The organism is Martelella lutilitoris (assembly GCF_016598595.1).
Classification (GTDB): domain Bacteria; phylum Pseudomonadota; class Alphaproteobacteria; order Rhizobiales; family Rhizobiaceae; genus Martelella; species Martelella lutilitoris_A.
The window spans coordinates 58,526-83,064 of the sequence record NZ_CP066788.1; the positions used below are offsets into that span (position 1 = coordinate 58,526).

A 24,539-nucleotide genomic window follows, 5' to 3' on the forward strand; every position below is an offset into this window, starting at 1 on the left:
TCATTCTCCCACAGAAAAGTGTGTTGAGGCCCGAGCATAACCGGTGAAACCGGTTGCTCTGAGAACCAATCCGCGCCCGTCCGCTGGGCGGACGCGGATCGTCGAAGGCTATTCGGCCGAGGCCTTGCGGGCGTCTTCGAGCACGGCACTGGCCGTTTCCGCGTCGCTCTGCTCGCTGACCCATTTGTCGGCGGCCCCCGAAAGCGCATCGTTCCAGAGAGCCGTGTCGGCATCGCTCAGCACGACGAAATCGACCTTGCCGGCGGCGCGATAGTCGGCCTCGATCGCGGCGTCGGCGGCATCAACGGTGGCTGCGATCTTTGCCGCTTCGCTCGTTCCCGACATCGCGTCGATCGCGGCGCGGTCGGCCTCGGGCAGGGCCTCATAGGTCCTTTTGTTCATCAGGATCGCCATCGGCTGGGCGGTGAATTTCAGCGTCGTGATCGATGGCGCCACCTCGTCGAGGCGGAAGGTCTTGTAGGCATCCATCACCCAGGCGGCGCCGGAGACCACGCCGCGCTCGAGATTCTCATAGACCTGCGGCGCTGGGATGGAGACGCCCGAGGCCCCGAGCATCTCGTAGAGCGTCGAGCCGAACTGCGAGGGCGTGCGCAGCTTCAGTCCCGCCATCTGGTCCGGCGTCGTCACGCCCTTGCCGGCCATGAACAGGCGGTAGCCGGGCGTGGTGAAGAGCGCGATGACCTTGTAGTCGGCATATTCCTTTTCCAGAGCTCCCTTGTCCCAGAGTGCGCTCAGAATGTGCGTGCCCTGCTCGGAGCTTCGGGCAAGGCCGGGCACTTCGACCACGCCCGACATCGGAAACAGGCCCGGCGTATAGGTCGGCACCACCAGCGCGACGTCGGCGACGCCGGCCTTCACCAGTTCGGCCTGGGCCGGCGGCGCGCCGAGAATGGCGCCCGGATAGAGCTTGAAGGCATTTCCCTCCGAGAGCTTCGCATTGACCGCATCGATCCAGGGCTGCAGGATCTGCGCGGAATAAAAGCCCTGCGGCGGCTCGTGCGAGGAGACCCGCATTTCCCGGGCCTGGGCCGCAAGCGGCGCCCCGAGAACCAGCGCCAGGGCGGCGGCCTTTAACAAAAGTCTGAACATCATTCTTCCTCCCTTGATGACAGTTCGCGAAACTAGAATGCGTGGCTCGGAAGCCAGGTGACGATGGCCGGGATCGCGATGATCACCGACACGCGGACGAGATCGGCCAGGACGAAGGGGGTTACTCCGCGCCAGAGTTCCACCATCGAAATCTCGCGATTGGTGGTTTTCAGGACGAAAAGATTCATGCCGACCGGCGGCGTGATCAGCCCCATTTCGACGACCATGACCGCGAAAATGCCGAACCAGACGAGATCGATGCCGGCGCTGCTCGCGATCGGCACGAACAGCGGCACGGTCAGAAGCAGCATGGCGAGGCTGTCCATCAGCGTGCCGAGCACCAGATAGATCGCCAGCATCAGCAGGATTACCAGGATCGGCTCGCCGGTGATGCCGGAGAAAAGGCCGGTGAGCGAGAAGGGCAGACCGGAAAGGGCCAGAAAGAAATTGAACAGGTTAGCGGCGATCAGCACCAGATAGAGCGCACCGCAGGTGAGCGCGGTATCGGTGGCGGCGGCGAAGAAGCCGGACGCCGTCAACCGCCGGGAGAGGAGCCCGTAGGCGAGCACCACCGCCGCGCCGACGGCGGCCGTCTCATTGGCGGTGAAGATGCCCGTATAAAGCCCGCCCATGATCAGGCCGAAGATTGCCGTCGGCGGAACGAGTTCGCGGATCGCCGCCAGACGTTCGGCCGTGCCGGCCTTGTCGCGCTTCGGCGCTTTCGACCAGCCGAAGGCGATCGGCAGCCAGATCGCCAGGCAGTAAAGCAGGACGGCGAGAACGATCGGTCCGGCGGTCGCGAGCAGCAGCGAGCGGATCGACTGTTCGGCGATGAAGGCATAGATGACCAGCACGGTGGATGGCGGAATGAGAATGCCGAGCGTGCCGCCGGCGGCGACCGATCCGGCCGAAAGCGAGGGCGTGTAGCCGGCCGCGCGCATTTCCGGCAGGGCGATGCGGCCCATGGTGGCGGTGGTGGCGAGCGAGGAGCCCGAAATCATGCCGAAGCCCGCGGATGCGCCGATGGTGGCGAGCGCAAGCCCGCCGCGCCGGTGGCCGATCAGAACGGCCATCGAGCGGTAGAGGCTTGAAGACAGCCCGCTGCGGGCGGCAAGGTTGCCCATCAGCACGAACAGCGGCAGCATGGTAAGCGTGTAGTTGGTGACGCTGTCCCAGACCGTCGTCGCCCCCATGGCGACCATGCCGGGAACGCCGATGATCAGCGCCGTGCCGGTGATGCCGACGAGGCCGAGCGCCACAGCGACCGGGATTTCGAGAAAGATCATCAGGATGGCAGCGGCAAAGCCGGCGCCGCCGAGGAAAAGCCCGCTCATTCGCCTGTCCCCCCGCCTTTGAACTCAAGCCAGAGTCCGACCAGAGCCGCTACCGCGGCCGCCGCCAGCGCGGCGGTGACGATGCCCAGAAGCAGCGGCATCGGCAGTCGCAGATCGGGCGTCGTTTCCGGCGACCCGAGCTTGGAAAGCGCATTGGCGGCAACGATCCAAAGCAGCAGCGCGGCGAAGACCGCCGAGGCTGCCGCGCCGAGAAGGCCGAGCGGCCGCGACAGGCGACTGGGCATCAGTTCCGACATCAGCTTTGCCGAGACATGGGTGCGCGTGGCGTAGCAGACCGGGATCGACAACAGCGCGCCCAGCCCGATCGAATAGGAAGTGAGCTCGATCGCCGCCGGAACGTTGCGTCCGAAGAGCGCGCGCATGGCGACATCGGTGACCGTGACGCCTGCGCCGACGAGAAAACACCCGGCCGCAACGGCCAGAAGAACCGTCGACAAGATTGTCTTGCGTCTTTCGGCCATCAGATCTGCCTTCCGCCGGAACAGGGCCAATGCCGGCCCCGCATGACAGTGCGCGCTTCGTGTTCATTATGCTGCATACTTCCTCCCGGTCGATGCACTGCTTCCTCCGTTTCAGCTTCTAGAAGCAAGAACCCGAAAAAGGGAGGCGCAGCATCAAACTGTCCGCCAGGCGGACGCATTGCTTGAGCCAGATCAATGCGCCACGACCACCCAACGTCTTCCGCCGTGCGACCGGCAGGATCTTGATCGGCGCGGGCGTCGTTTCTTCCATGTCCGGCACAATCATTCGCGAGCGCGCACGGGATAGAAGCATGCTTGACTTTCGTCATGTAAAACTTTACTAAAGCTTACTAACGCACGTCGGACAGTTCGTGGAGGGACCGCCGGCGGCGAGGGAGGAGACAGAATGGCCGGGATCGAACTCCGCCGATTACGCAAATCCTACGGGGCTTTCGAGGCCATTCCCGCCATCGACCTGACGATCGAGGACGGCGAATTCTGCATATTCGTCGGACCATCCGGTTGCGGCAAATCCACATTGCTCAGAACAATCGCGGGCCTTGAGGATGCGAGCGCAGGCGAGATCCTGATCGGCGGCGAAGAGGTCAGCCAACGTCACCCGGGAGAGCGCGGCGCGGCGATGGTCTTCCAGAACTATGCGCTCTACCCGCACATGACCGTGCGCCAGAACATGGGCTATGCGCTCAAGATCGCGAAAAAGCCGAAGGAAGAGATCAAGGCAACGGTCGAGCGCGCCGCCCGCACCCTCGGTCTTGAGGATCTGCTGGAGCGCAAGCCATCCGAACTTTCCGGCGGCCAGCGGCAGCGCGTCGCAATCGGGCGGGCGATCGTGCGCGACCCGAAGGTGTTTCTCTTCGACGAGCCGCTTTCCAATCTCGATGCGGAACTGCGCACGCGCATGCGCCTCGAGCTTGCCGATCTTCATCGTACGCTCGGGGTCACCATGGTCTATGTCACCCACGACCAGGTCGAGGCGATGACGCTTGCCGACCGTATCGTGGTGCTGCGCTCCGGGCGGATCGAGCAGGTCGGCTCGCCGCTCGACCTTTATGACAACCCCGAAAACCTGTTTGTCGCGCGCTTCATCGGATCCCCGTCAATGAACCTTCTGAAGGCAGAGGCTGAAGCCGACGGCATCCGCCTGACCGGGATTGATTGCCCACCCTTGCCCCGACCGGATTTCGTCCCGGCCGCGTGGCGCGGCCCACTCGGCATCAGGCCCGAACACCTTCGGCTCGGCGCCGGCGGAACGGAGGTCCGTCTGCGGGCTGTCGAACATCTGGGCGGCGTCACCTACGGCTATGCGACGCTTGCGGACGGAACCGAGTTCTGCGTCGATCTTCAGGGCCACAGGACGACGGCGGCCGGAGACAGCGTCGCGCTCGCCATCCCCACGGAGCGGGCATTCTTCTTTGATCAGAAAACGGAGAGAAGGCTCCGCTAACTTTCAGCACGGGAGGACAAAATGCTGAAATCGATACTCAAGGGCAGCGCCGCGACATTGATTGCGTCCGGCATCATGGCTGGCGCGGCAAGCGCCGAGGAAATCCGCATCTATTTCAATGCCGGCCACGGCTATGACACCTATCTTGAAGTCTTCGAGGAGTTCGAGGCCGACAATCCCGGCTGGACCGTCGCCTTCGAGCGCTACCAGTGGCCGGACCTGCGCACCAAGCTGGTGGCCGATTTCGCCGCCGGCAATCCACCCGACCTCGTTGCAGAACCCGGCGCCTGGGTGCCGGAATTCGCCCAGCAGGGCCTGCTCTACAACCTCGACGATCTTGCAGCGCGCGATCGGGCGGAATTCGATTATCCCGGCGACTGGCAGGATGCTTCCGTCGAAAAGAACACGGTCGACGGCTCGCTTTACGGCGTCCAGATCCACCTGACCTGCGCGACCCTGCTCTACAATGTCGACATGCTCAAGGAGGCGGGCTACGACAATCCGCCGACGAACTGGGCGGAATTCCGGGAGATCGCGAAGGCGACCACCAGGAACGGCGTCTTCGGCTTCGCGCCCAATGCGGTCTGGGCCTATTCCATGCCCTGGGTGATGCAGAACGGCGGCCGGTATTATGATCCCGAGACCGGCAAGATCGCCTTCGGAAGCGAGGCCGCAGCCGAGGGCGTGCAGTTTCTGTCGGATCTGATCCATGAGGACCGCTCGGCCCCGGTTCCGGTCACCGGCGCCGATTACGAGGGCCCGCAGCGGCTCTTCACCGCCGGTCGCGCGGCAATGATCATCACCGGCCCCTGGGACATCAACCCCATTCGCACCGGCAATCCCGACCTCAACTGGGCGGTTGCGCCTTCGCTGAAGGAAGTCGAGCAGGCGACGATCCAGGGCGGCGTCAGCCTGATGATCCCCAAGGATGCGCAGTATCCCGAACAGGCCTGGGACCTGATCAAGCGCCTCACGGCCGTCGATGTCGAGGTCGCCACCTCGCTGCAATATTCGATGACCATGCCGCGCAAGTCCTGGCTGAACGACCCTGAAGTGCAGGCCGATCCGATTCTCGGCCAGTTCGGCGCCTGCCTTCCCTATTCGCGCGACGTGACGCTCGAGCTGCGCCAGGCCGGCAAATACAATCCCGCCATCGATGAGGTGCTCAACGGCGCCATTGACGAGGTTCTGTTCGCCAATGAACCGGCGGCCGAGGTGCTTGCCGCGGCCGAGGATGAAGCCAACGCGATTCTTGCCAACGAATGAACGGGAGCATGCCCCGGTCGCCGGTTGCGCCGGGGCATGCCGCTTTCCAGCGGGGAATGACGGGATGACCTACAAAACCAGGCGGACATTGACAGCTTATGCCTTTCTGTCGCCGGCCATCGTCTATTTCCTGATCTACTTCTTCTGGCCGATCGCCATCGAGTTCTGGGCGAGCTTCAGAAGCGGACAGCCGCTGATCGGCGACTCCGCCTTCGTCGGGCTGAAGAACTATGCCCATATCCTGAACGACAGGCTGGCGATCAAGGCGATCAAGGCGACGCTGATCTACGCCATCGGCAGCGTGGTCTTCACGCTGGTTCTGGCGCTCGGGCTCTCGGCGCTTCTGGTCGGCCCGGTCAGGGCGCGCAACGGCATAAGGGCAATCCTGTTCTTCCCCTACATCATCTCCTTCGTGATCTCGGCGCTGATGTGGCGGGCGATCCTCGATCCCTATACCGGCCTTCTCAATGCCGCGCTTGCCAAAGTCGGGCTTCCGCAGCAATTCTGGCTGGTCGATCCCGATACCGCGATCTGGACGCTGATCGCCGTCTCCGTCTGGAAGGATCTCGGCTATGCGGTGCTGATCTACATCGCCGCGATCCAGGGCATTCCCGCCCATCTTTACGAGGCCGCGCGCATGGACGGCGCCAGGCGCCACCATCTGTTCCGCGACATCACCCTGCCGCTGTTGATGCCGACCACGCTGTTTCTCGCCGTGGTCATCATGATCACCTCGCTCCAGGAAATGGCGCTGCCTTACCTGATGACCCAGGGCGGTCCGGCAAATGCCACGCGGCTCTATTCGCTGCATGTCTACGAGACCGCCTTCCAGGGGCTCAACATCGGTTATGCCTCCGCTCTCTCCTTCGCCATGTTCATGCTGATCCTGTTGATCACATGGGCCCAGTTCAAACTGCTTCACCGCGACATCAGGCACGTATGAGGACGACATGGCCCGCAAGGACAATCATACAACAGCATCAAAACTGCTGATCTATCCGCTTCTGGCCTTCTTCGTCCTGATGGCGGTGCTGCCCTTCCTCTACATGGTGTCGCTTTCGCTGCAGAGCGATGCGGAGATGTTTTCCGGTCAGGTGGTCGTCATTCCCGAAAGCCTGCAATTCTCGAACTATGTGACGATCTGGGAGAAGGCGCCGTTTGCGCGTTTCATGCTCAATTCCCTGATCGTGGCGGGAACGATCACGCTGCTCCATGTCCTGTTCGATCCGCTGATCGGCTATGTCTTTGCCAAGATGGAGTTTCCGGGAAAGCGGTTGATGTTCGTTTCGCTGCTGGCCACGCTGATGATCCCGTTCTTCATCCGGCTCATCCCGCTTTACGTGATGACGGCCGAAATGGGCCTCCTCAACACCTATCCGGGCCTGATCCTGCCCTTTGCCATGAGCGCTTTCGGCATTTTCCTGATGCGCCAGTTCATCATGCCGATCCCGGATGATCTGGTGGCAGCCGCCCGGCTCGACGGGGCGAGCGAATTCAGGATCTTCATCGATATCATCCTGCCGCAGCTCAAACCCGCGATCGCGACGCTGGCGCTTCTGACCTTCGTCTTCCAGTTCAACGAGTTCATCTGGCCGCTGGTGGCTGTCTCTTCCGAGAGCATGCGTCCGATCACCACCGGGCTTACCCTTTTCAACCAGGAATTCTTTACCCAATGGAATCTCACAGCCGTGGGCGGCATGCTTCTGTTCCTGCCCTGCTTCCTGCTCTTCGTCATCATGCAACGCTATTTCGTGCAGAGTGTCATGCTCTCCGGCATGAAGTGAGGAAGAGGCCATGACGAAAAAGACGAAATGCCCGAATGTGCTGATCTTCTTCACCGACCAGCAGCGCTGGGACACGGTTGGCGCCCATGGCAACCCTCTGGATCTCACCCCCAATTTCGACATGATGGCCGAAAAGGGACGCTTCATCCGCAACTCCTTTACCTGCCAGCCGGTCTGCGGCCCCGCCCGCTCCGCCTTCCAGACGGGCAAATACCCGACCACGACCGGTTGCTACCGCAATGACATACCGCTGCCCCCCGGCGAAAAGACGCTTGCGCACTATTTCGGCGAGGCCGGCTACGAAACCGGCTATATCGGCAAATGGCATCTGGCGGAGACCGACCCCGTGCCCCAGAGTCAGCAGGGCGGCTATGACGAATGGCTTGCAGCCAATATCCTGGAGTTCACCTCCTGGCCGTATCAAACCGATCTCTTCGATCGCAAAGGCGAGCGCCATCGTCTGCCGGGCTACCGGGTCGATGCGCTGGCCGATGCGGCAATCCGCCATATCGACCGGGCGCGCGACAAACCCTTCTTCCTGTTCCTCTCCTTCCTGGAGCCGCACCATCAGAACCAGCACGACAATTACCCGGCGCCGGTTGGCTACGCGGAGCGGATCGCGCGGCGGATCACATCCTACCCTTCCGACCTCGACACGCTGGGCGGCACGACGAAGGAGCACTATCACGGCTATATGGGCATGGTCGCGCGGCTCGACGAGGCCTTCGGCCGGATCATCGATGCGCTGATCTCGCGCGGGGAACTCGACAATACCATCATCCTGTTCACCTCCGATCATGGCTGCCATTTCAAGACCCGCAACGCGGAATACAAGCGCTCCTGTCACGAAGCCTCGATCAGGGTGCCAACACTGCTTGCGGGACCCGGGCTCGACGGCAAGGGGGATATCACCCGTGCCGCCTCGCTGATCGACCTGCCGCCGACCTTGCTCGACGCCGCCGGCATTGAGATACCGGCCGCGATGGAGGGGCGGTCGCTCCTGAGGCCGACCGACCGGCCTGAGGACGAGGTATTCATCCAGATCAGCGAAAGCCAGGTCGGTCGCGCGCTCAGGGCTGGACGATGGAAATACTGTGTCGCCGATCCAGACGCCGACGGCTGGAGCGACAGCGCCAGCCGGCGCTATGTGGAAACGCACCTCTACGATCTGGAGCGCGACCCGGCCGAACTTGACAATCTGGTCGCCGCGCCCGACTACGCTGGAGTTCGGGACGAACTGGCAAAACGGCTTGCCGCGCGTATCATCGCGGCCGGCGAAGCGCCCGCGGAGATCGTCCCGGGGAACTAACGGGCAGAAAGGGACGGGTGCATGGTAACGCTGAAGGAGATCGCCAAGCGGACCGGGGTCGCGGAATCAACCATCTCGCGCATTCTCAACCGCGATCCGACCCTTTCGATCTCCGATGAGAAGCGTCGCCGCGTGGTCGAGACGGCCGAAGCGCTGCAATATGTGATGCGACGGTCGCGCAACAGCCGCAAGGAAGACGCCTCAGTCGCGCTGCGCCGGCCCGGCGACCTCCGATCGGTGATGATCGTGCACTTTCTTTCCAGTGCTTCCGAACTCTCCCAGCCCTTCTATGTCGGCCTGCGCCAGGGCATCGAAGCGCGCGCGGAAGCCTATGGCATGGCGACGACAAGGCTCTTTGCCGGCGAATTCGATCCGGCGATGCTTACCCGTGGGCGCAATGTCGGCATCATCTCCGTCGGCGATCTTCCCGACGGGCACCTGGAGGCGATCCGCGCGCTCGGCGTTGCGACCGTGCTTGCCCATCCGCAGGAAAGGCCCGTCGATGTCGACGTCGCCTATGTCGACCTTTGGAGCGCATCCACCCGGCTTTGCGAATGGCTTTTGACGCGCGGCGTCAGGCAACCGGCCCTTGTGGGCGTCCAGGGCCCGCAGTCGCGGCGGCTGGCGGCGTTCCGTTCGGTGATGTCGGAGGCCGGTCTGTTCGACCCGGATTATGTGACCTATGCAAGAGACTCTTCCGACGACGGGCAAGACCAGATACGCACCTTGTTTTCTCGGCTTGCGGATACCGGCAAGCCGCTGCCCGACGCCGTGGTGATCTATGCGGACCGCACGGCGGTCGAGGTCTATCGCGGACTTGAAAAGGCGAAACTTTCGATCCCGCGGGATGTCCAGGTCGTCGCATTCAACGACAGTTCGATTGCCCACATGCTCGCGCCCAAGCTATCCACCCTGCGGCTGGAAGCCGGCGTGATCGGAGAAACCGCGGTCGACCTGCTGATGGAAAGGCACGGCGGCCGCAAGGCCGTGAAACATGTGCAGATTCTGCCCACCATCATCGAGCGCGGCAGCACGCGCAAACCATGATTTTTCGGTCCGGCCGGCCTGAAGCTGAGGTTCCGCTGAAGCCTTTGCCGAAGATCCTGTCCATCCGTCGGATCCACGCCCGGCGGCCGGTTGGAAAGGCGGCGATGCAAACGGCTCATCCGCCTTCCCGAGCGAGAAGGCGATCAGTTCTGGCCGGCGTCGAGACGCGCGACGCCCGAGAGACCGAGCGCACGCGCAGAGCGCTTCCGCTTTTCCTGGAAACGCCCAAAAGCCTACTCGATCGCCAGCGTCATGTTGACGGTGATCGTGTAGGTGTTCTCGCCAGCGGCGATCGGCGGCGCGCCTTCGGCCTTCGCCATCATCATATCGGACCGGGCGAACATCATCGGCTGCGGCATGGAACTCTGCTCCGAAATCGACAGCACATTGCCGAGCGAGACGCCGGCGGCCTCGGCAAGCGTCTCAGCCTTGGCAAGGGCCTTCGCGACGGCCTCGCGCCGCGCCTCGTCCTCGGCCGCGGACGGATCGCTGTTGGTAAGGGCGATGCCGCCGCCCGAATTGACGCCGAGAGCGACCGCCCGGTCGAGCACCGCCCCGAGTTTTGCAAGGTCGCGCACCTTCACGTTCAGTCCGTTGCGCACCTCGTAGCCGACGATCTCGCTCTGCGTCGAGCCGTCGGAGGCCTTGACCTGCTCGTAGCGCGGGCTGACGGAGAAGTTTGCGGTCTGGATATCCCTTTCCGCGATACCGTCCTCCTTCAGGGCTGCGATTACCTTCTGCATGGCGCTCGCATTGTCGGCCATGGCGGTTGACGTGTCGTCCGCCTGGCTGATGACGGAAAGCGAGACAGTCGCCATGTCCGGCACCAGCGTCGCGTCGCCCTCGGCCGAGATCGAGATCGTCGCCGGACTTTCCGGGGATTGGGCAAGCGCAGCGCCGCCTGCGAACGGAAGCGCGAGAACAAGCCCGGCGGCTGCGATGCGAACCGGAAGATTGGCCATGGGAAATCCCTCCTTGAAAAAAGCCGTGAGCGCAGTCTTGTCCGGCAATTGTGAAGCCAATGCGGCAAAACGGGCGCCAACGCGCCGGATAGCAGACTGCCTCGGTCCGCCTTGCGTAGCAGCAAGGATTGCCTGCGGCAACGGACAACCTGTTTCGAAGGCGGTCGATGGCCACCGCATCGCGCCGCAGCGTCTTGGGTGGGTAGAGATGCCCTTTTTCAGAGGCTTGAGCTTGACGCCGGCACGTGGCCTTGACGACTGGCGACGACAAGCGGGCGACGCGCGCGCCGAAGCCTTCTCCCCGGCGCGGAAACGCGCGGCCTTCCTGTTGGCGGAGCGCCCCGTCGGCATGCCTCGGCGGGATCGCAGGCACGACCGCGGCGAGGCTTGCCGTGGTTTCGAATTTGGGGTAGTCGGAAGAACCGCGCCGGGAGCCATTGCCGGCGCGGCGCCGGACAAACCGTCTGACGTCCGGGCGGGCCTGTAGCTCAATGGTTAGAGCCGGCGGCTCATAACCGCTTGGTTGGGGGTTCGAGTCCCTCCAGGCCCACCACCCTTGAATTTTGACTTTGATTGTCGTCCGACACGGAAACGCCGACTTTGCGACAAAAGACGGTTTTTCGATTCGCCGCTTGCGGCGATGCCTTGGAGACCTCTTCGCCTTCCAAATCGGGCGCCTACTGATCTCTCCCCTTACCGATGAATTGAAAAAATAGATGCCACGCAGCGCCGATCAGCCGGTGCTAAGCTTCCCGCGCCAACAGACCGGCTTTGTCTGTGTCAATCAGACCCCGCAGCAACACATCCGCTTCCGCATCAGCTCTGACGTTTTCCGGATACCCGAAAGAAACGTTCACGATCGGCGTCCTTCCGACTTGTCCGCTCAGGTGTCGGTGCGTATGCCCAAACAGCCACAAGTCGGGGCTATGCCGCAAAATCCATCCGTCCAGACCGGAAGCGAAACAAGGCGTCAGATCATCGACAGGTCCAGCCACACATGGACTGGGCGCATGATGGCCGACGATGACGGTACGACCGTCAAAAGGCTCCTGGATTTTTCGCGTCAACCATTCGAGATGGTCCGCATGAACTCCGATCGTATCATCCGGGTGCACCATTCTCCCGTCGATCCGGATCCGATCATAATCGGTCATACGATAGCTCGCCTGCCGGATTGCGGCTCCACGATCCCCGGTCAGACAGAAATCTGTCCAAAGCGTGCAGCAAAGGAAACGAACACCACCGAGCTCCAGCGCCTCCTTCTGGATAAAGCGCATCCCGGCATCTTCCACGAATGACTTCAGCCGCTCGTCACCATCGAGTTGCCACTGATAATAGTCGTGGTTGCCTGGCAGGATGAATACCTTTGCCGGATTAATCAGACGTGACAGCTGCTCCAGACCCCTTGGCCAGTTCTGCGATGGGTTGTTCGCGAGATCCCCCGCCAAAACAAGAGCGTCAAGCCCATCGAAAATCGACCTAAACGTCGCAAAAGGATCGCGATAGCTTCGCCACCAGAAGTCCAAGTGCCAATCGGCTGTAACGAGTATTCGCATCATGAGCGCTCTGGTTCGGTATTGCCATTTCGCGTGGTTGCTGCCTGATTAGCACTCGGACGATCGGATCGCTATCGCGTAACACGCAAACCTGCCAGGCGGGAAGCCGGTCGATTTCTGCATACTGTTGTTCAGAATGGCTGCCTTCGGCAGACCTTGCGATTTCACCCTGCAAATTGGCAACCGCCTCGATTCGAGGAATTATCCAGTTTTCTGTTGCTCGCGTACCTGCGAGGCCTTGAGCCAGCCCGAAGCCAGGCGAGCACTGTCGGCGCCGGCCCGATGGGGCACACGCATGCGCTCGAGCTTTTCGTATAGAAAATCCAGGGCGAGGCCATCAAAATGAGCGAAGCTCACAGCATCGTAGTCTTCGACAGTGCTTGCTGACGGTGTCCAGCCTGCGGCGACAAGGAGACGGCTCAGCCAGTGGGTTTCGAGTTTTGGAGCATCGGAAACCAGAATAAAGCCCTCGATTTTGGGCATCAGCTGTTGGGCGACGTCTTCAACGGTCGGGGCGGTCTCCAGATCCGACATCGAAATCCCATGCACAGCTTCGCTTTGCCTCGACCAATCCGCACGATTCCAGACCGATGCTGGCCGTATCAGCGACGACCATGTCTGAACCTGGTTGCCTTCAATCCATGATATGCCGACTTCGATCGGCCAGCTCTCTGCCGATAGAGATGAGGCTTCGAAATCCAGGGCCATGAGTGTTTCTATATTTTTGCCGGTCATCGAATTCATGTGATCTGTGGCCGTATCTAGTTTTCTGCTGAGCGAGTTCGAGGCTGTTTCCATCATCGAAGGCCAGATCGAGACCATTGCAAATAAATGGGATTGCGCGTAGCCCGATAGCTCAGTTGGTTAGCCTCTTATCGCGAACAGGTCCGGCTGCCGCACGTCGATTTTTAAAATTCTGGTTATTCCTCGCCTTTCAAAATCCTCTGGAATGATCTCTTCGCCAACGGCCTCCGGCGTGCGGGATATCCCTTTTCTCTCGTCCAGCCTGGAGCGCCAATCGTTCAATTGGAAGATCGTAGGCAGCCCAATATCGGTCGCGCGACCTTCATAGGACGGGATGATTTCTTCCATATATCGCTCAATTGGAAGGTCTTCCTGCAATCGCTGAAGGTAGGGGCCCTGCGTCGCCGAGAACTTATGTCTCGCGCACAAAAAATGCCAGGGAACAGTATCGTTTTCGATCTTATTGAGTTTTTTGGGCGCTTTTGATTTCACAGTTTCAGCGTCCGCAATAAGGCAACCGGTTTCGAATGCTTCGACTTTTTCTTCTGCGATCCCTTTCACCCAGTAGGACCTCTGGGGTTCGGCACAATAAAAGCAGTATGCAGGGAAGAGGCTGTTCGCTTTTGCATCTTCGATGAGTAAATCTATCTGCGGCTTGGCGGCTCCTTTGCCCATTTGCTTCAAGTTTCCAATTCCACCGGCCTTATGAATTCTCTTGGCTTGCACGCGCATCTTCAGCGTGTAGGCTCTTCCGATAATGTGCCACTCCCAGTCGGCCCCGGTGTTTTTGCTTTCCTGCAATTTTGAAAATGTCAGCAGTGTTACTTTGCGTGGATGGCGCCGCCTGATTTCCAGCAAATTCGTCTCGGTAATCGTCTCTTCTCCATAGCTGACCTTTACATGGGGCGAATGGGCGAATTCCAAGTTCTTCGAGGTGGAATGGCCAAGTTCCAACAGTGTGTGGAGCAAGGAAATCATGCTGTCTCCCAGTGTTAGAATCTGAATATTCGGTTGTTATTGTAGACTCTGCAACCAATTTTGTACCATGTTGGCCGTTTCGTCTGCTGCACACACTGACCGCTTTGGACGCGCCTTCCTGACCCACAAAAACGGGGCCGTTTGCTGTCAGTCAGCTATCAGCGGAAAACCGTGAAGAACAGACATTCAATCGCTGATACCGAAAACACAAATCAAGCGCCGCTCTGGAAACCTGCTCCAGGTCCATTCAGGTATAGCCTGAATCCCGTGTTGGCATTAAGTTCTATTTGAACAAGAGAAGAACTGCATGGCAACAGAACCCGAAACCAACGACATCGAGCGCAGTTTTCAGGACATTCCTGACGATAAGATCAATGAGGCCGAGCAAACTGCCTTCCTCATGGATTTGGGCTGGCACAAGGGCTCGAATTGGGCTGACCTGCTAAAATCCAAACGTATCCTCATCATTTCCGCAGCAGGGGCAGGCAAAACGTATGAATGCCGCACGCAGCAGCAAATGCTTTGGGCTGCTGGCGAACCTGCCTTCTATGTTGAACTGGCAGACCTTGCACACAGCAACCTGCGCGATCTCCTATCGCACGATGAAGAAATCCGTTTCGATTCTTGGCATGCGTCCCAATCGGATGTCGCCACGTTCTTTCTCGATTCCATCGATGAGCTGAAGCTTAGCCTCGGATCATTCGAGCAGGCACTGAAGCGGTTGGCCAAAGCGGTTGCCGGGCAGCTCGGCCGGGTCCGCGTTATTATCACGTCCCGCCCCATTCCAGTCGATGAGCAAATCTTCCGTCAGTTTTTGCCGGTGCCAGATGAACCGCACGAAGCCGCGACCAGCGAGAAGTTCGCGAATAGCGTCATGGCGCGCCGAGCGCAGAAATCTTCCGAGGAGCAGATTGCGCGAGATTGGCGCAACGTTGCACTCCTGCCTCTCTCGAATGGTCAGATCAAGCAAATGGCGATCAAGGAAGGCGTAGATGATCCCGATGCATTGCTCGCCGACATCCGGCAACGCAACGCCGAGGATTTTGTTCGCCGCCCCCAAGACTTGATCGAACTGTGCGCCGATTGGCGAGAGCATCGTCGCATTAGCTCGCATCGCGACCAAGTGGCGAGCGACATCGCCGTGAAGTTGAAACCGCGCCAAGATGGCCGAGAAAGGGCTGCTTTGTCTGCCGACAAGGCATTGAAAGGAGCACGGCGTCTTGCTCTCGCCGCTAGTTTGAGCCGCAAGCTTACCTTGCGCCATAGCGCTGAGGCAGACCGCGAAGGCGATCCGACCGACGCGCCGCTTGATCCTTCAACCATCCTGCACGACTGGACGCAGGACGAATGCACGACGTTGCTGGAGCGGTCGCTTTTCGGCTTTGCCTCTTATGGTCGGGTGCGCTTCCACCACCGCTCAGTGATCGAATATCTGGCTGCCGAGCATCTTCTTGCCTTGCGCGAACGGGGTGTGCCCGTCCGGTCGATTAAGCGCATTCTGTTTACGACCACGACGCAAGGCGACGAGGTCGTTAGGCCATCGCTACGTCCGGTTGTTGCGTGGATGGCCCTGCGCGACGATGCTATTTTTGAAGAACTGCTGCGACGCGAGCCAGACGTTCTCTTGAATTTCGGCGACCCTGAATCGCTCTCGCCTGCGCAACGACAGCGAGCCCTACGCTCCTATGTTGAACGCCATAGCGCTGGCGGCTGGCGGGGATTGCGTGTGCCCAGCGTCCAGCTCCATCGCTTTGCGACCAAAGACTTGGGACCGGAGGTGAAGCGCCTTTGGGAAGGCGGCATCGAGAATCACGAAATCCGCGAAATTCTACTGGACCTGATCGGCCTTGGTAAGATGACCGATTGTGCGGATATTGCTTACGGTATCGCGGTCGATGCCACAGCGCCCGAGGGCGAGCGGATTGATGCACTCGATGCGCTTGTCCATTTGAACGATGCCCGCCTTACTGCAATCAGCACCAGCTTGGCCGAAAACGGGCCAATTTGGCCAAACCGTCTCTCACGCGCTGCGCTGCTACGGCTGTTCCCAGCCCACCTCTCCGTAGAACACTTGTACAATGTGCTCACCCGGATCACAGAAAAGAAGCGCTCCGCTGGCGGTATCTCATGGAATCTCCCTCGCCTGATCGAGCATGTCGATCTATCGCCGGAGACGCTCGACACACTACGTTCCGGGCTTACCGAACTGGCTTTGGAGGGGCTCGCCTGGAACGAGAAGCAATGGCCCCATCTTGCCAGTAAGCGGCAGTTCCTTCTGCCAGCACTGGCTGCAACGTGCCTCCGCCAGGTTCGGAATGGCACGACGACCCCTGATGTGATGCGTTCCACGGCGATTGCGTTGCGGTTGGCAGAGCGCGAGTACGATCATACCGAGATGGCCAAACAGTTGGCGGCAGCCCTTTCGGACTTACCGGCCGAAGCTCGGCGTCTCATGTTCGAGGCCGAAGACGCATTTCTTCAAGCGTATCAGCCACAAACGGACCCCTTCAAACGCTATGCCCGATTGGCGTTTCACGGGGCTGCAATTGATATAGGCGCCGTCGACGCTGGTTGGGTTCTCGCGTCGCTCGCCGATCGCAGCCGCTCTGCCGAAGATCGCACGATGATGCTCGAAGCAGCCATTCGCATTCGCGAAGACAATGTTGACTGGACCGAACACCTAGCTTCGCTAAAATCGCATGTTCTTGATCTACCGGACTTGATTGAACGCCTCGACCAGCTTGCGCAGCCGCGTAAGCCCGCCCCAGAAGAGCTGCGCTGGCAACGAGAAGATGCCAAGCGGCGGAAGCACGATGAACGCCGCGACGCGAAAGCCCATGCCAGTTGGGTGATGTTCTGGCGCGAAATCGTCAATGACCCTGAATCGGTGTTTGCCACTGACCGTTCTGAGAATACCGCTTGGAATCTTTGGCGAGCGATGGAGCGCAACGGTGAGGAAAGTCGGGCCTCGGGCTGGAACAGACGCTTCATCGAGCGGCATTTTGGCAAAGAGGTTGCTGACCGATTGCGCCTCGCGGTCATGGCATTCTGGCGCAAAGACCATCCGACCTTGCGAAGTGAACGCCCCGAAGAAGAAAAAGGTGCGTACCTGACCCGGTGGCAACTGGGCCTCGCAGGGATCTACGCCGAGGCGGAAGATTCTCAGTGGGCGAAAAAGCTCAGTCAAGACGAGACCGAATTGGCCCTGCGCTACGTTTCCATCGAACTCAACGGCTTTCCCGCTTGGCTGGAAGGATTTGCCACTGCGCATCCAGCTGCGGTCGACACCGTACTGGGAACGGAATTGACGGCGGAACTTGACGAGCCAGCGGTGGGCCATTCCGGCATGCTGCAAGATATTAAGTACGGTGCTCCCGCAGTCGCGCGCCTTTTCGTACCACGCCTTCGTGCTTGGCTAGATGCGGGCAAATGGCGGCTTGGGCGCAACGAGGATGAAGCCGCCCGCGCGAACCGGCTTCGCCAGGTGGTTCAAGTCCTCGTGCAGCATGGCGACTCCGACACCACGGCGCACATCCATACGCTCGCCAAGACAGAACTGGCCGAGGGTGCAAGAGATGCGATGGCCAGCATCTGGTTGCCGATTCTGATGCGGCTCAACGCGGCGGATGGCATCGATGCGCTCGAGAAAACCTTAAAGCCACATGCACCAGAAAAATTGGGTCCGGCATTGGATTGGTTCAGCTCGCTCTTCGGCAACCGGCATGGTGATGAGGAAACCTATCTTTCGGCGTCCGGCTTCACTCCGGAATTGCTCCTTCGGCTGGCACGCCTTGCCTACCAATACATCCGCCCTTCCGACGATATTGTGCGGGACGTGGGTAGCTTCTCGCCCAACGCGCGCGATCATGCCGAACGCGGGCGTAGCAATATCGTCAATGCGCTTTTGTCGACCTCCGGGGCTGAAGGTTGGGCAATCAAACTCAAATTGGCTGAGGATCCGCTCTTTGCCGACTTCAAAGACCGGGCATTGGCCATGGCTCGCGAACGGGCCTCCGAGGAAGCAGATGCAGCCGCCTTCACCGAGGGCGACATGGTGGCTCTCGATCGCTATGGCGAATTGCCGCCGCTGACGCGCGACGAGATGTTCACCCTCCTGACCGATCGCTTGGGCGACATCGACGATGCGTTGCTGCGCGATGACTCGCCCCGTGCGGCTTGGGCGCTCATCAATGATGAGAAAGTCATGCGCCAGCAGGTCGCCCGCGAACTGCGTGCCCTTGCCAACGGTGCTTATACGGTCGATCAGGAGGCGGTGACGGCCGATGAGAAAGAAACCGACATCCGCCTTCGCTCTACCGGCTCGGAACATGAGGCGATTATCGAATTGAAGATTGGCGAAAAGGACCGCTCTGCCGCCGACCTGAAAGCCACGATCAAAGACCAACTCGTGGTCAAATACATGGCAGCGGAAAACAGTCGCGCAGGCTGTTTGCTCATCAGCGCTAATTCTAGCCGCACGTGGCTGCACCCCGAGAGCGGCGCGGCATTAGACTTAGCCGGGCTCATCACCATGTTGAATGAAGAAGCTGCTCGGATCGAGCAGGAAATGGGCGGCTGCTTGCGGTTGATTGTGCGCAGCCTCGACCTCCAGCCGCGCTTGCCGACCGAGCGCGCGAAATCACGCGGCCGTCAGCGGAAAGCCTCGTCCAAGCGGGAACCGAAAGAAATGCCTGCCAGATGAGCGGGGTTCGCGCACGACGATCTTTGCGCGATGGCGCTTGCTACCGATGCTGGACCAGCTTGCTCCCGTATTGGTCGAGGGCAAACTTAACTACATTCTCGGCCGTTTGAATCATTCAAAAAAGGTCGAGCAAGCGCTTCCATCCGAGATGGAGGTTGCTCTCCTATGGACCATTCATTCGCTTGGAGATTTGGAAGTGGAGCCGGAATGGTGGGCGGATTCCAAGCGTCCCCATGCCATTTCCGGCGAAGAAGCAATAAAGGGGTCGGTTCAGGCTGAGGGGGAATGACACTCTAGCGGGACAAGTCGGCAATCTCACGAAGCTGTGTAAAATTGCAATCCTGATGTAGAATCATCTGCGTCGATCGAAGGTCACGATGCCAGACTATGTCGAAGCTATCAGTCGTGATCAGGTTCCACCGTTTCCAGACCGCCTTGAGGAGTGGATCGACGAAGATCACCCTGCTGGGGTTTTCAGGGATGCCTATCCCGGAATCGCCCAAGGAAGAGTTCAGGACATATGGTGGCTAGGAGCTTTGCAATGAAATACGCATACGTCGCGCTGGCACTGGGCCTTATGGCCTCGACCGCTTCCGCGCAACAGGTACTCGATGACAGCATCGCGAAGGTCGGAGAAGTGAACGCCAAGGCTGCCATGGCGGCGGTCATGGACAAGCTCAAGGACCCGATGTCGGCGCAGTTCAAGTCGTTCGTGCACCCGGATCCGATGTACCAGCAGTACCCGCAGAACATTGTCTGCGGCATGGTCAACGCGAAGAATGGTTTCGGCAGCTAGCGTAACGCGCAGAACCATGATGGATCGGGAGAACCGGGCGGGCTTCGCAGTGCTCAGCCCTGCCGCGATTGACCGCTGGCATGAGCCGGCTGAGAGGCTTTTCGAAAGGAAAGCTTATCGTCCAGGCACTTTGAAAGCGTGCGAGGCTGACCTCACTGCATGTCGACCTTCGCAGGGCAGTTAGTGCGGTCGCAAGGCGTCGAACAAAAACGAGAGGATTCAACTGATCGATGCTCCCGCTGGCGGACATCCTCAGAGTTCGGCTGACGCTGTGATCTTCATAGACAGCATGGACGAAGGCGACTTCCTGGCTGACCTCAAGACACAGCGTGCCGTTGTCATCAGCCTGATGATTGTCGGGGAGGCCGCAAGCGGGGTTCTCGCCGACTATCCGGCGTTCGCGCAGTCGCACGCCACTGTTCGCTGGCGCAGCATTTGTGGCACGCGCAACAGGATCGCGCATGGCTACTTCGACATCGACCTCCATGTTGTTCAGCCATGCTGACTTGGCTACAAGGAGGCACATAAAGATACCATCCACATTGCCGCGCCTGAAGGGCTATCGTTATCGTTGTGAAATCATCGCCTACGCGGTTCGGGCGTAGCAGCGATTCTCGCTGAGCACGACTGATGTCGGGGATCCGCTTGCCGAACATGGCGTGATTATCGGCCGAGCACCAATTCGTCTCTGGGTCAATCGTTTCGGTGCGCATTCGTCGCTTGCATACGACGCGCCGTAATGCGCGAAAAGGGCGCGCCGTATCCGGTCATTTGTCTCCCGGGAGACGTTGGTGTGATCACATTTCAGACAAGCGCGACCGCGCGTATCGGGGCGCCGCTTCCGTTGGCGATGGGAAGCGGCAGGCCGATGAGGGTCGAAAAGGCCGGCAGCCGCCCGAGATTATTAAAATTCTCGCCGATCAGGATGCCGTTACCGAGAAGGACCCGGTGGGCCGGGAAATGCTCCGTCCGGGAACTGTCTATGGAAAGGCAGTCACAGCCGACCATCCTGACATTCCCCTTGGCCAGATAAAGCGCGGCATCTTCCGAAAGCCCCGGCCAGCCGGCGAGAAACAGCGCGCGGTCTTCGATAAAATAGCGATCCCAGCCGAAATGGAAAAACACAGCATCGTCTGCTCGAATGGCGCCATTCTGCTTTTCCCAGGAGGCAATGTCATCGGCAGAGATCAGCGCACCGGCGGTCCTTTCGGGAAATTGCAGGCAGGCAAGCCTGAGGGCCAGCTGCGTGACCGGAACCTGGTCGATGGAGGCGCCACCGGCGACGAAATGCACAGGGGCATCGAGATGGGTGCCCGTATGCTCGCCAAGGGAGACGGCGTAAAACTTGCTGACGGCGCCGGTCTCGTAGCTTTCGCACAGATCGTGACACATCGGCGGATGTCCGGGCCAGACGGGCATGTCAGGCGACAATTTATGAGTCAGGTCGATGTGTTCATAGCCCGCCATCAATGCGTTGAGAGCTTGTTCCACGATTACGCCTGCGCCTCGCTGAGATCGAAAATCTCCGGCTTGCTGCGGATAAGCCGTTCTATGGTGCTGTAGACTTCGCTCAGATGTTGTGCCATCGCCGCGCTGGCAGACTGCGCGTCGCGCGCACGGATGGCCTCCGTAATCACCTTGTGCTGGTTGAACAGGTCATCGACGTGAAGCCTGTTATTGGGCAGGCTTAGATATCGAACGCGGTCGAGCTGGCCTTTGACGTGCTGCAGCATTTTCCACGTACGGTTCAGACTGCAATGTTCGCAGAGAGTCTCGTGGAAAGCCTCGTCATATTTCAAGAAGCCGTCGAGATCGGACACGCCGATTGCTGCTTCCTGCTGGGCAATCAGCCGGTCGAGCTGGATCATGAGCTCGTCCGTGACCGTTTCTGCAGCCCGTCTCGCGATCGCGGTCTCCAGTGCCTCCCTGATGAACTGCGCTTCCTTGACCTGATTGATCCGGATCGGCGAGACGAATGTGCCACGCTGCGGCAGAATATCAACCAGCCCCTCTTCGGCCAGACGGATCAGCGCCTCACGGACCGGCGTGCGGCTGAGCCCCAGACGGTCCGAAAGGTCCTTTTCGCTGAGCCTCACCTTGGGCGCGATCGACAGCGTCAGGATCTCGCTGCGAAGATAGCGATAGAGCTGCGTCACGATCGGCTGTTTGGGATCGAACCACTCCCGCCACGATTCCCGCAATGCCGGTATAGTTTCAGTTGCCGCCAACTGGGTCATGTCGCACTTTCTCGTTTCTGGTGCTGCTGGCCTACAGCGCAAATCCAGACGCTTTTGTCTTCAGATTCGCAGAGCGAACCGCCAACGCAGGCATCACTTTCGTCAGCAACAACCGCTTGCGTCTTCTCTTGACAGACGGTCACCGGCCCCAAAATGACGCAAGCCTCATTTGCCTTTCTGTCTTGTCACAAAATCAGGGCGCAATCAACTCTTGACGTACTACCATGGTAGTTATATTAGTGTGCTGCGGTCGGTTGTTTGGAGGCAATGACCGCTCAATGCATTTTATGGAGGAACAAATGCATCTCTCAAAATCACTGTCATTGGGCGTTGCCGCCATTGCCCTGCTTTGTGCCAACAGTGTGATGGCTCAGGTCGCCGACGGCGACACCAGCACGATGAAGATCGGCTTCAGCAATTCCTATTCCGGGAATTCGTTTCGCCAAGTCATGAACCAGAGCTTCGAGGCGATCGCCAAACAGGCTGTCGCCGATGGCGTGATCGCCGATTACGGCATGGTCAGCGCCAACAACAACGTGACGGAACAGGCCGGCCAGATCCAGAACATGATCCTGGAAGGATATGACGCAATCGCGATCCTGGCGGGGTCCGACACGGCGCTCAACGGCGCGGTTCGCGATGCCTGCGACGCCGGGATCACCGTTGTCGTTTTTGCGGGAACGGTGACAGAAGATTGCGCCTACAATGTCAACTACAACTGGGCGTCGATGGGCAAGCAGGAGATCGACTTTGTCGCCGGTCAGCTCGGCGACAAGGGCAACCTGCTCGAAATCCGCGGCATTGCCGGCGATTCCACCGACAAGGACATCTCGGACGGACTGCATTCCGCCGCCGAAGCCTATCCCGACCTGAATTTCGTTGGCACCGTCTACGGACAATGGACATCAACTGTTGCCCAGAAGGAGGTGGCAACCGTGCTGCCGACCTTGCCGGATGTTGATGCGGTGGTCACGCAGGGGGGCGACGGTTATGGCGCGGCCATGGCGTTTGCCGCATCGGGCCGCAAGATGCCGATCATCATCATGGGCAATCGCCAGGATGAACTGGCCTGGTGGAAGGAACAGAAAGACGCAAACGGCTACCAGACCATGTCGCTGGCGGCAACGCCATCCGTTTCGCAGATCGCCTTCTGGACGGCCCAGCAGATCCTGGCGGGCAAGGATGTTCCGAAAAAGGTCGAGGTTCCGCTGTTGACGATCAATGGCGACGATCTCGACGCATGGCTGGCCGCAACGCCGGTCGGCGGGGTCGCCAATCCGACCTATACTCAGGATCTGGTCGTCAAGATGATCGACGCCAACAAGAACGGCGATCCGCTGCCTGCGACGCCCGCCCCAAATCAATAAGCCGAAGGGTCGGACAATGACTTCTCAAACAGTCCTCAGGCTGGTGGGGATCTCCAAGGCCTTCGGTCCCGTAAAGGCATTGACGAATGTTAACTTCACGATCTCCCGGGGAGAAGTCGTCGGGCTTGTCGGCCACAATGGCGCCGGCAAGTCCACCCTCGTCAATGTCATGATGGATAACCTCAGGGTTGACTCCGGCCATATGGAAATCGGCGCGAATGCCGAGATCCGCTGTGTCTTTCAGGAACTCTCGCTGTGCGCAAATCTCGATGTGGTGGAAAATGCCCGCCTCGTGCATCGCGGCCTGAAAGGCCCCGGCTGGCGCCGTCGCGCGGCGCAGATGATGCGCGCCTGCCTCGACGAGATTTTTCCCGACAATGACATAGACGTCGGTGCCAGGCTGTCGCAGTTGCCGATCGGGCAGCGCCAGATGGTCGAGGTCGCCAGAGCTTTTTCCGAACTCGACAAGCCATTGGCGATGGTCATTCTGGACGAGCCGACCTCGGCGCTTGGCGAAAAGGCAACCCGGCAGTTTCTCGATTACGTCGGAAAGACCGCCCGGCGCGGCGTTTCGATTGTCATCATCACGCACCGGCTCAACGAGATCTATGCGGTTTCCGACGAGATCGTGGTGATGAAGGATGGAACGGTCGTCGCCCAGGCGCCGTCATCGGACCTGCCGAAAGAAAGGCTCGTTGCCCTCATGGGCGGCAATGGCGCCCCACGGCGGCAGCGGCAGGAGCGCGCCGGCAATACCGACAATGCGATCATGGTAACGGTTCCTGGCGCCGTCGAAGCCGTAGCCCGAAAAGGCGAGATCATCGGCTTTACCGGGCTAGATGGCCACGGCCAGCGCGAAGCCTTGCTGGCGATCCAGCTCGAGGGCCGCGGCACGGAAGTCCCGACCAGTTTCGTCGCCGGGGACAGGCAAAGCGATGGCGTGTTGCCGGTATGGACAATCGCCGAGAATCTTACGATTTCCTGTCTCGGCGCCATCCGGCGCGGCTTGTTTCTTTCCCATGCGACCGAGCAGACCTTCGCGGAGGACCGGCGGCAACGGATCGGGATTCGCGCCCGCGATATCAACCAGCGCCTCACCGAACTGAGCGGCGGAAACCAGCAGAAGGTGCTCTTGGCCCGCGCGCTGGCGGCGCCCGCGCCCATCGTCTTGCTCGATGACCCCATGCGGGGCGTGGATGTCGGCACCAAGGCCGAGTTCTACCGCATCATCAGGGAAGAAGCAGATGCCGGGCGAACCTTTGTGTGGTTCTCCACGGAGGTCGAAGAGCTGGAAAACTGCGATCGGGTCTATGTCTTTCGCGAAGGTCAGCCCGTTCACTGCATCGATCACCAGTCATTGTCGCAAGAGGCCATCATTGCAGCCTCGTTCCAGTCTTGAA

Annotated in this window: 22 protein-coding genes, 1 tRNA gene and 1 pseudogene; 14 read left to right on the top strand and 10 right to left on the bottom strand. The window is 60.1% G+C overall.

The features are described 5' to 3' along the window. Positions 1-108 precede the first annotated feature (108 nt). The 4 genes from JET14_RS21845 to JET14_RS21860 form a co-directional block, all read right to left on the bottom strand. On the bottom strand, positions 109-1,110 hold the full coding sequence (locus JET14_RS21845; protein ID WP_200338517.1) for a TRAP transporter substrate-binding protein: 1,002 nt from the start codon (positions 1,108-1,110) through the stop codon (positions 109-111). Positions 1,111-1,142: 32 nt separating this feature from the next. After that, positions 1,143-2,444, bottom strand: a complete 1,302-nt coding sequence (locus JET14_RS21850) for a TRAP transporter large permease (protein ID WP_200338424.1) — start codon at positions 2,442-2,444, stop codon at positions 1,143-1,145. Beyond that, positions 2,441-2,926, bottom strand: a complete 486-nt coding sequence (locus JET14_RS21855) for a TRAP transporter small permease (protein ID WP_200338426.1) — start codon at positions 2,924-2,926, stop codon at positions 2,441-2,443. The genes JET14_RS21850 and JET14_RS21855 overlap by 4 nt, the downstream gene beginning before the upstream one ends. A gap of 118 nt (positions 2,927-3,044) precedes the next feature. Then, positions 3,045-3,239, bottom strand: a complete 195-nt coding sequence (locus JET14_RS21860; RefSeq protein WP_200338428.1) for a hypothetical protein — start codon at positions 3,237-3,239, stop codon at positions 3,045-3,047. Positions 3,240-3,332: 93 nt separating this feature from the next. On the opposite strand from JET14_RS21860, the gene JET14_RS21865 reads away from it, so the two are divergent. From JET14_RS21865 to JET14_RS21890, 6 genes are all read left to right on the top strand, one after another. Next, positions 3,333-4,391: an ABC transporter ATP-binding protein gene (locus JET14_RS21865; protein ID WP_200338430.1), complete on the top strand. Its 1,059-nt coding sequence runs from the start codon at positions 3,333-3,335 to the stop codon at positions 4,389-4,391. 21 nt (positions 4,392-4,412) lie between these two features. Beyond that, on the top strand, positions 4,413-5,657 hold the full coding sequence (locus JET14_RS21870; protein WP_200338433.1) for an ABC transporter substrate-binding protein: 1,245 nt from the start codon (positions 4,413-4,415) through the stop codon (positions 5,655-5,657). Positions 5,658-5,721: 64 nt separating this feature from the next. After that, positions 5,722-6,600, top strand: a complete 879-nt coding sequence (locus JET14_RS21875; RefSeq protein ID WP_200338435.1) for a carbohydrate ABC transporter permease — start codon at positions 5,722-5,724, stop codon at positions 6,598-6,600. A 7-nt stretch (positions 6,601-6,607) separates the two neighbouring features. Then, complete coding sequence (locus tag JET14_RS21880; RefSeq protein WP_200338437.1) at positions 6,608-7,441, top strand: carbohydrate ABC transporter permease; 834 nt, start codon at positions 6,608-6,610, stop codon at positions 7,439-7,441. Between the two features lie 10 nt (positions 7,442-7,451). Then, positions 7,452-8,750 (top strand): sulfatase-like hydrolase/transferase, encoded by a 1,299-nt coding sequence (locus tag JET14_RS21885; RefSeq protein ID WP_200338439.1) that lies wholly within the window; start codon positions 7,452-7,454, stop codon positions 8,748-8,750. A gap of 21 nt (positions 8,751-8,771) precedes the next feature. Further along, positions 8,772-9,797 (top strand): LacI family DNA-binding transcriptional regulator, encoded by a 1,026-nt coding sequence (locus JET14_RS21890; protein WP_200338441.1) that lies wholly within the window; start codon positions 8,772-8,774, stop codon positions 9,795-9,797. 233 nt (positions 9,798-10,030) lie between these two features. Here JET14_RS21890 and JET14_RS21895 read toward each other — a convergent pair whose 3' ends face one another. Next, positions 10,031-10,759 carry an SIMPL domain-containing protein gene (locus JET14_RS21895; protein ID WP_200338443.1) on the bottom strand — a complete coding sequence of 243 codons (729 nt, stop codon included), beginning with the start codon at positions 10,757-10,759 and terminating at the stop codon, positions 10,031-10,033. A 477-nt stretch (positions 10,760-11,236) separates the two neighbouring features. Here JET14_RS21895 and JET14_RS21900 point away from each other — a divergent pair. Beyond that, positions 11,237-11,312 (top strand) — tRNA-Ile (locus JET14_RS21900). A 190-nt stretch (positions 11,313-11,502) separates the two neighbouring features. On the opposite strand, the gene JET14_RS21905 is transcribed toward JET14_RS21900, so the two are convergent. From JET14_RS21905 to JET14_RS21915, 3 genes are all read right to left on the bottom strand, one after another. Then, the gene (locus tag JET14_RS21905; protein WP_246750683.1) at positions 11,503-12,318 is read right to left on the bottom strand and encodes a metallophosphoesterase family protein; all 816 of its coding nucleotides are present in this window, start codon (positions 12,316-12,318) and stop codon (positions 11,503-11,505) included. Positions 12,319-12,516: 198 nt separating this feature from the next. Continuing rightward, positions 12,517-13,116, bottom strand: a complete 600-nt coding sequence (locus JET14_RS21910; RefSeq protein ID WP_246750684.1) for a 3'-5' exonuclease — start codon at positions 13,114-13,116, stop codon at positions 12,517-12,519. Between the two features lie 63 nt (positions 13,117-13,179). After that, positions 13,180-14,037: a DUF6615 family protein gene (locus tag JET14_RS21915; RefSeq protein ID WP_200338446.1), complete on the bottom strand. Its 858-nt coding sequence runs from the start codon at positions 14,035-14,037 to the stop codon at positions 13,180-13,182. Positions 14,038-14,344: 307 nt separating this feature from the next. On the opposite strand from JET14_RS21915, the gene JET14_RS21920 reads away from it, so the two are divergent. From JET14_RS21920 to JET14_RS22850, 5 genes and pseudogenes are all read left to right on the top strand, one after another. Beyond that, complete coding sequence (locus JET14_RS21920; protein ID WP_200338448.1) at positions 14,345-18,739, top strand: NACHT domain-containing protein; 4,395 nt, start codon at positions 14,345-14,347, stop codon at positions 18,737-18,739. 46 nt (positions 18,740-18,785) lie between these two features. Next, complete coding sequence (locus tag JET14_RS21925; protein WP_200338450.1) at positions 18,786-19,028, top strand: hypothetical protein; 243 nt, start codon at positions 18,786-18,788, stop codon at positions 19,026-19,028. 252 nt (positions 19,029-19,280) lie between these two features. After that, positions 19,281-19,535, top strand: a complete 255-nt coding sequence (locus JET14_RS21930; protein ID WP_200338452.1) for a hypothetical protein — start codon at positions 19,281-19,283, stop codon at positions 19,533-19,535. Positions 19,536-19,806: 271 nt separating this feature from the next. Next, positions 19,807-20,040, top strand: a complete 234-nt coding sequence (locus tag JET14_RS21935) for a HepT-like ribonuclease domain-containing protein (protein ID WP_200338454.1) — start codon at positions 19,807-19,809, stop codon at positions 20,038-20,040. A gap of 19 nt (positions 20,041-20,059) precedes the next feature. Then, positions 20,060-20,268 (top strand): annotated as a pseudogene (locus JET14_RS22850) (IS6 family transposase); the annotation flags it as partial. 71 nt (positions 20,269-20,339) lie between these two features. On the opposite strand, the gene JET14_RS21940 reads toward JET14_RS22850, so the two are convergent. Both JET14_RS21940 and JET14_RS21945 read right to left on the bottom strand, forming a co-directional pair. Then, positions 20,340-21,002 (bottom strand): cyclase family protein, encoded by a 663-nt coding sequence (locus tag JET14_RS21940; protein WP_281435300.1) that lies wholly within the window; start codon positions 21,000-21,002, stop codon positions 20,340-20,342. A 26-nt stretch (positions 21,003-21,028) separates the two neighbouring features. Next, positions 21,029-21,772 (bottom strand): GntR family transcriptional regulator, encoded by a 744-nt coding sequence (locus tag JET14_RS21945; protein ID WP_200338458.1) that lies wholly within the window; start codon positions 21,770-21,772, stop codon positions 21,029-21,031. 299 nt (positions 21,773-22,071) lie between these two features. Between JET14_RS21945 and JET14_RS21950 the strand changes: the two genes are divergently transcribed. Further along, positions 22,072-23,139 carry an ABC transporter substrate-binding protein gene (locus tag JET14_RS21950; protein ID WP_246750685.1) on the top strand — a complete coding sequence of 356 codons (1,068 nt, stop codon included), beginning with the start codon at positions 22,072-22,074 and terminating at the stop codon, positions 23,137-23,139. A 16-nt stretch (positions 23,140-23,155) separates the two neighbouring features. After that, on the top strand, positions 23,156-24,538 hold the full coding sequence (locus tag JET14_RS21955) for an ATP-binding cassette domain-containing protein (protein ID WP_200338460.1): 1,383 nt from the start codon (positions 23,156-23,158) through the stop codon (positions 24,536-24,538). Position 24,539 lies beyond the last annotated feature (1 nt).

Coding starts and splice junctions, on each gene's coding strand:
- JET14_RS21895 (WP_200338443.1), bottom strand. CDS start 10,759: ATGGCCAATCTTCCGGTTCGCATCGCAGCCGCCGGGCTTGTTCTCGCG.
- JET14_RS21910 (WP_246750684.1), bottom strand. CDS start 13,116: ATGATGGAAACAGCCTCGAACTCGCTCAGCAGAAAACTAGATACGGCC.
- JET14_RS21880 (WP_200338437.1), top strand. CDS start 6,608: ATGGCCCGCAAGGACAATCATACAACAGCATCAAAACTGCTGATCTAT.
- JET14_RS21875 (WP_200338435.1), top strand. CDS start 5,722: ATGACCTACAAAACCAGGCGGACATTGACAGCTTATGCCTTTCTGTCG.
- JET14_RS21855 (WP_200338426.1), bottom strand. CDS start 2,926: ATGGCCGAAAGACGCAAGACAATCTTGTCGACGGTTCTTCTGGCCGTT.
- JET14_RS21890 (WP_200338441.1), top strand. CDS start 8,772: ATGGTAACGCTGAAGGAGATCGCCAAGCGGACCGGGGTCGCGGAATCA.
- JET14_RS21860 (WP_200338428.1), bottom strand. CDS start 3,239: ATGCTTCTATCCCGTGCGCGCTCGCGAATGATTGTGCCGGACATGGAA.
- JET14_RS21925 (WP_200338450.1), top strand. CDS start 18,786: ATGCTGGACCAGCTTGCTCCCGTATTGGTCGAGGGCAAACTTAACTAC.
- JET14_RS21950 (WP_246750685.1), top strand. CDS start 22,072: ATGCATCTCTCAAAATCACTGTCATTGGGCGTTGCCGCCATTGCCCTG.
- JET14_RS21930 (WP_200338452.1), top strand. CDS start 19,281: ATGAAATACGCATACGTCGCGCTGGCACTGGGCCTTATGGCCTCGACC.
- JET14_RS21915 (WP_200338446.1), bottom strand. CDS start 14,037: ATGATTTCCTTGCTCCACACACTGTTGGAACTTGGCCATTCCACCTCG.
- JET14_RS21885 (WP_200338439.1), top strand. CDS start 7,452: ATGACGAAAAAGACGAAATGCCCGAATGTGCTGATCTTCTTCACCGAC.
- JET14_RS21850 (WP_200338424.1), bottom strand. CDS start 2,444: ATGAGCGGGCTTTTCCTCGGCGGCGCCGGCTTTGCCGCTGCCATCCTG.
- JET14_RS21920 (WP_200338448.1), top strand. CDS start 14,345: ATGGCAACAGAACCCGAAACCAACGACATCGAGCGCAGTTTTCAGGAC.
- JET14_RS21870 (WP_200338433.1), top strand. CDS start 4,413: ATGCTGAAATCGATACTCAAGGGCAGCGCCGCGACATTGATTGCGTCC.
- JET14_RS21945 (WP_200338458.1), bottom strand. CDS start 21,772: ATGACCCAGTTGGCGGCAACTGAAACTATACCGGCATTGCGGGAATCG.
- JET14_RS21845 (WP_200338517.1), bottom strand. CDS start 1,110: ATGTTCAGACTTTTGTTAAAGGCCGCCGCCCTGGCGCTGGTTCTCGGG.
- JET14_RS21940 (WP_281435300.1), bottom strand. CDS start 21,002: ATGGCGGGCTATGAACACATCGACCTGACTCATAAATTGTCGCCTGAC.
- JET14_RS21905 (WP_246750683.1), bottom strand. CDS start 12,318: ATGATGCGAATACTCGTTACAGCCGATTGGCACTTGGACTTCTGGTGG.
- JET14_RS21955 (WP_200338460.1), top strand. CDS start 23,156: ATGACTTCTCAAACAGTCCTCAGGCTGGTGGGGATCTCCAAGGCCTTC.
- JET14_RS21865 (WP_200338430.1), top strand. CDS start 3,333: ATGGCCGGGATCGAACTCCGCCGATTACGCAAATCCTACGGGGCTTTC.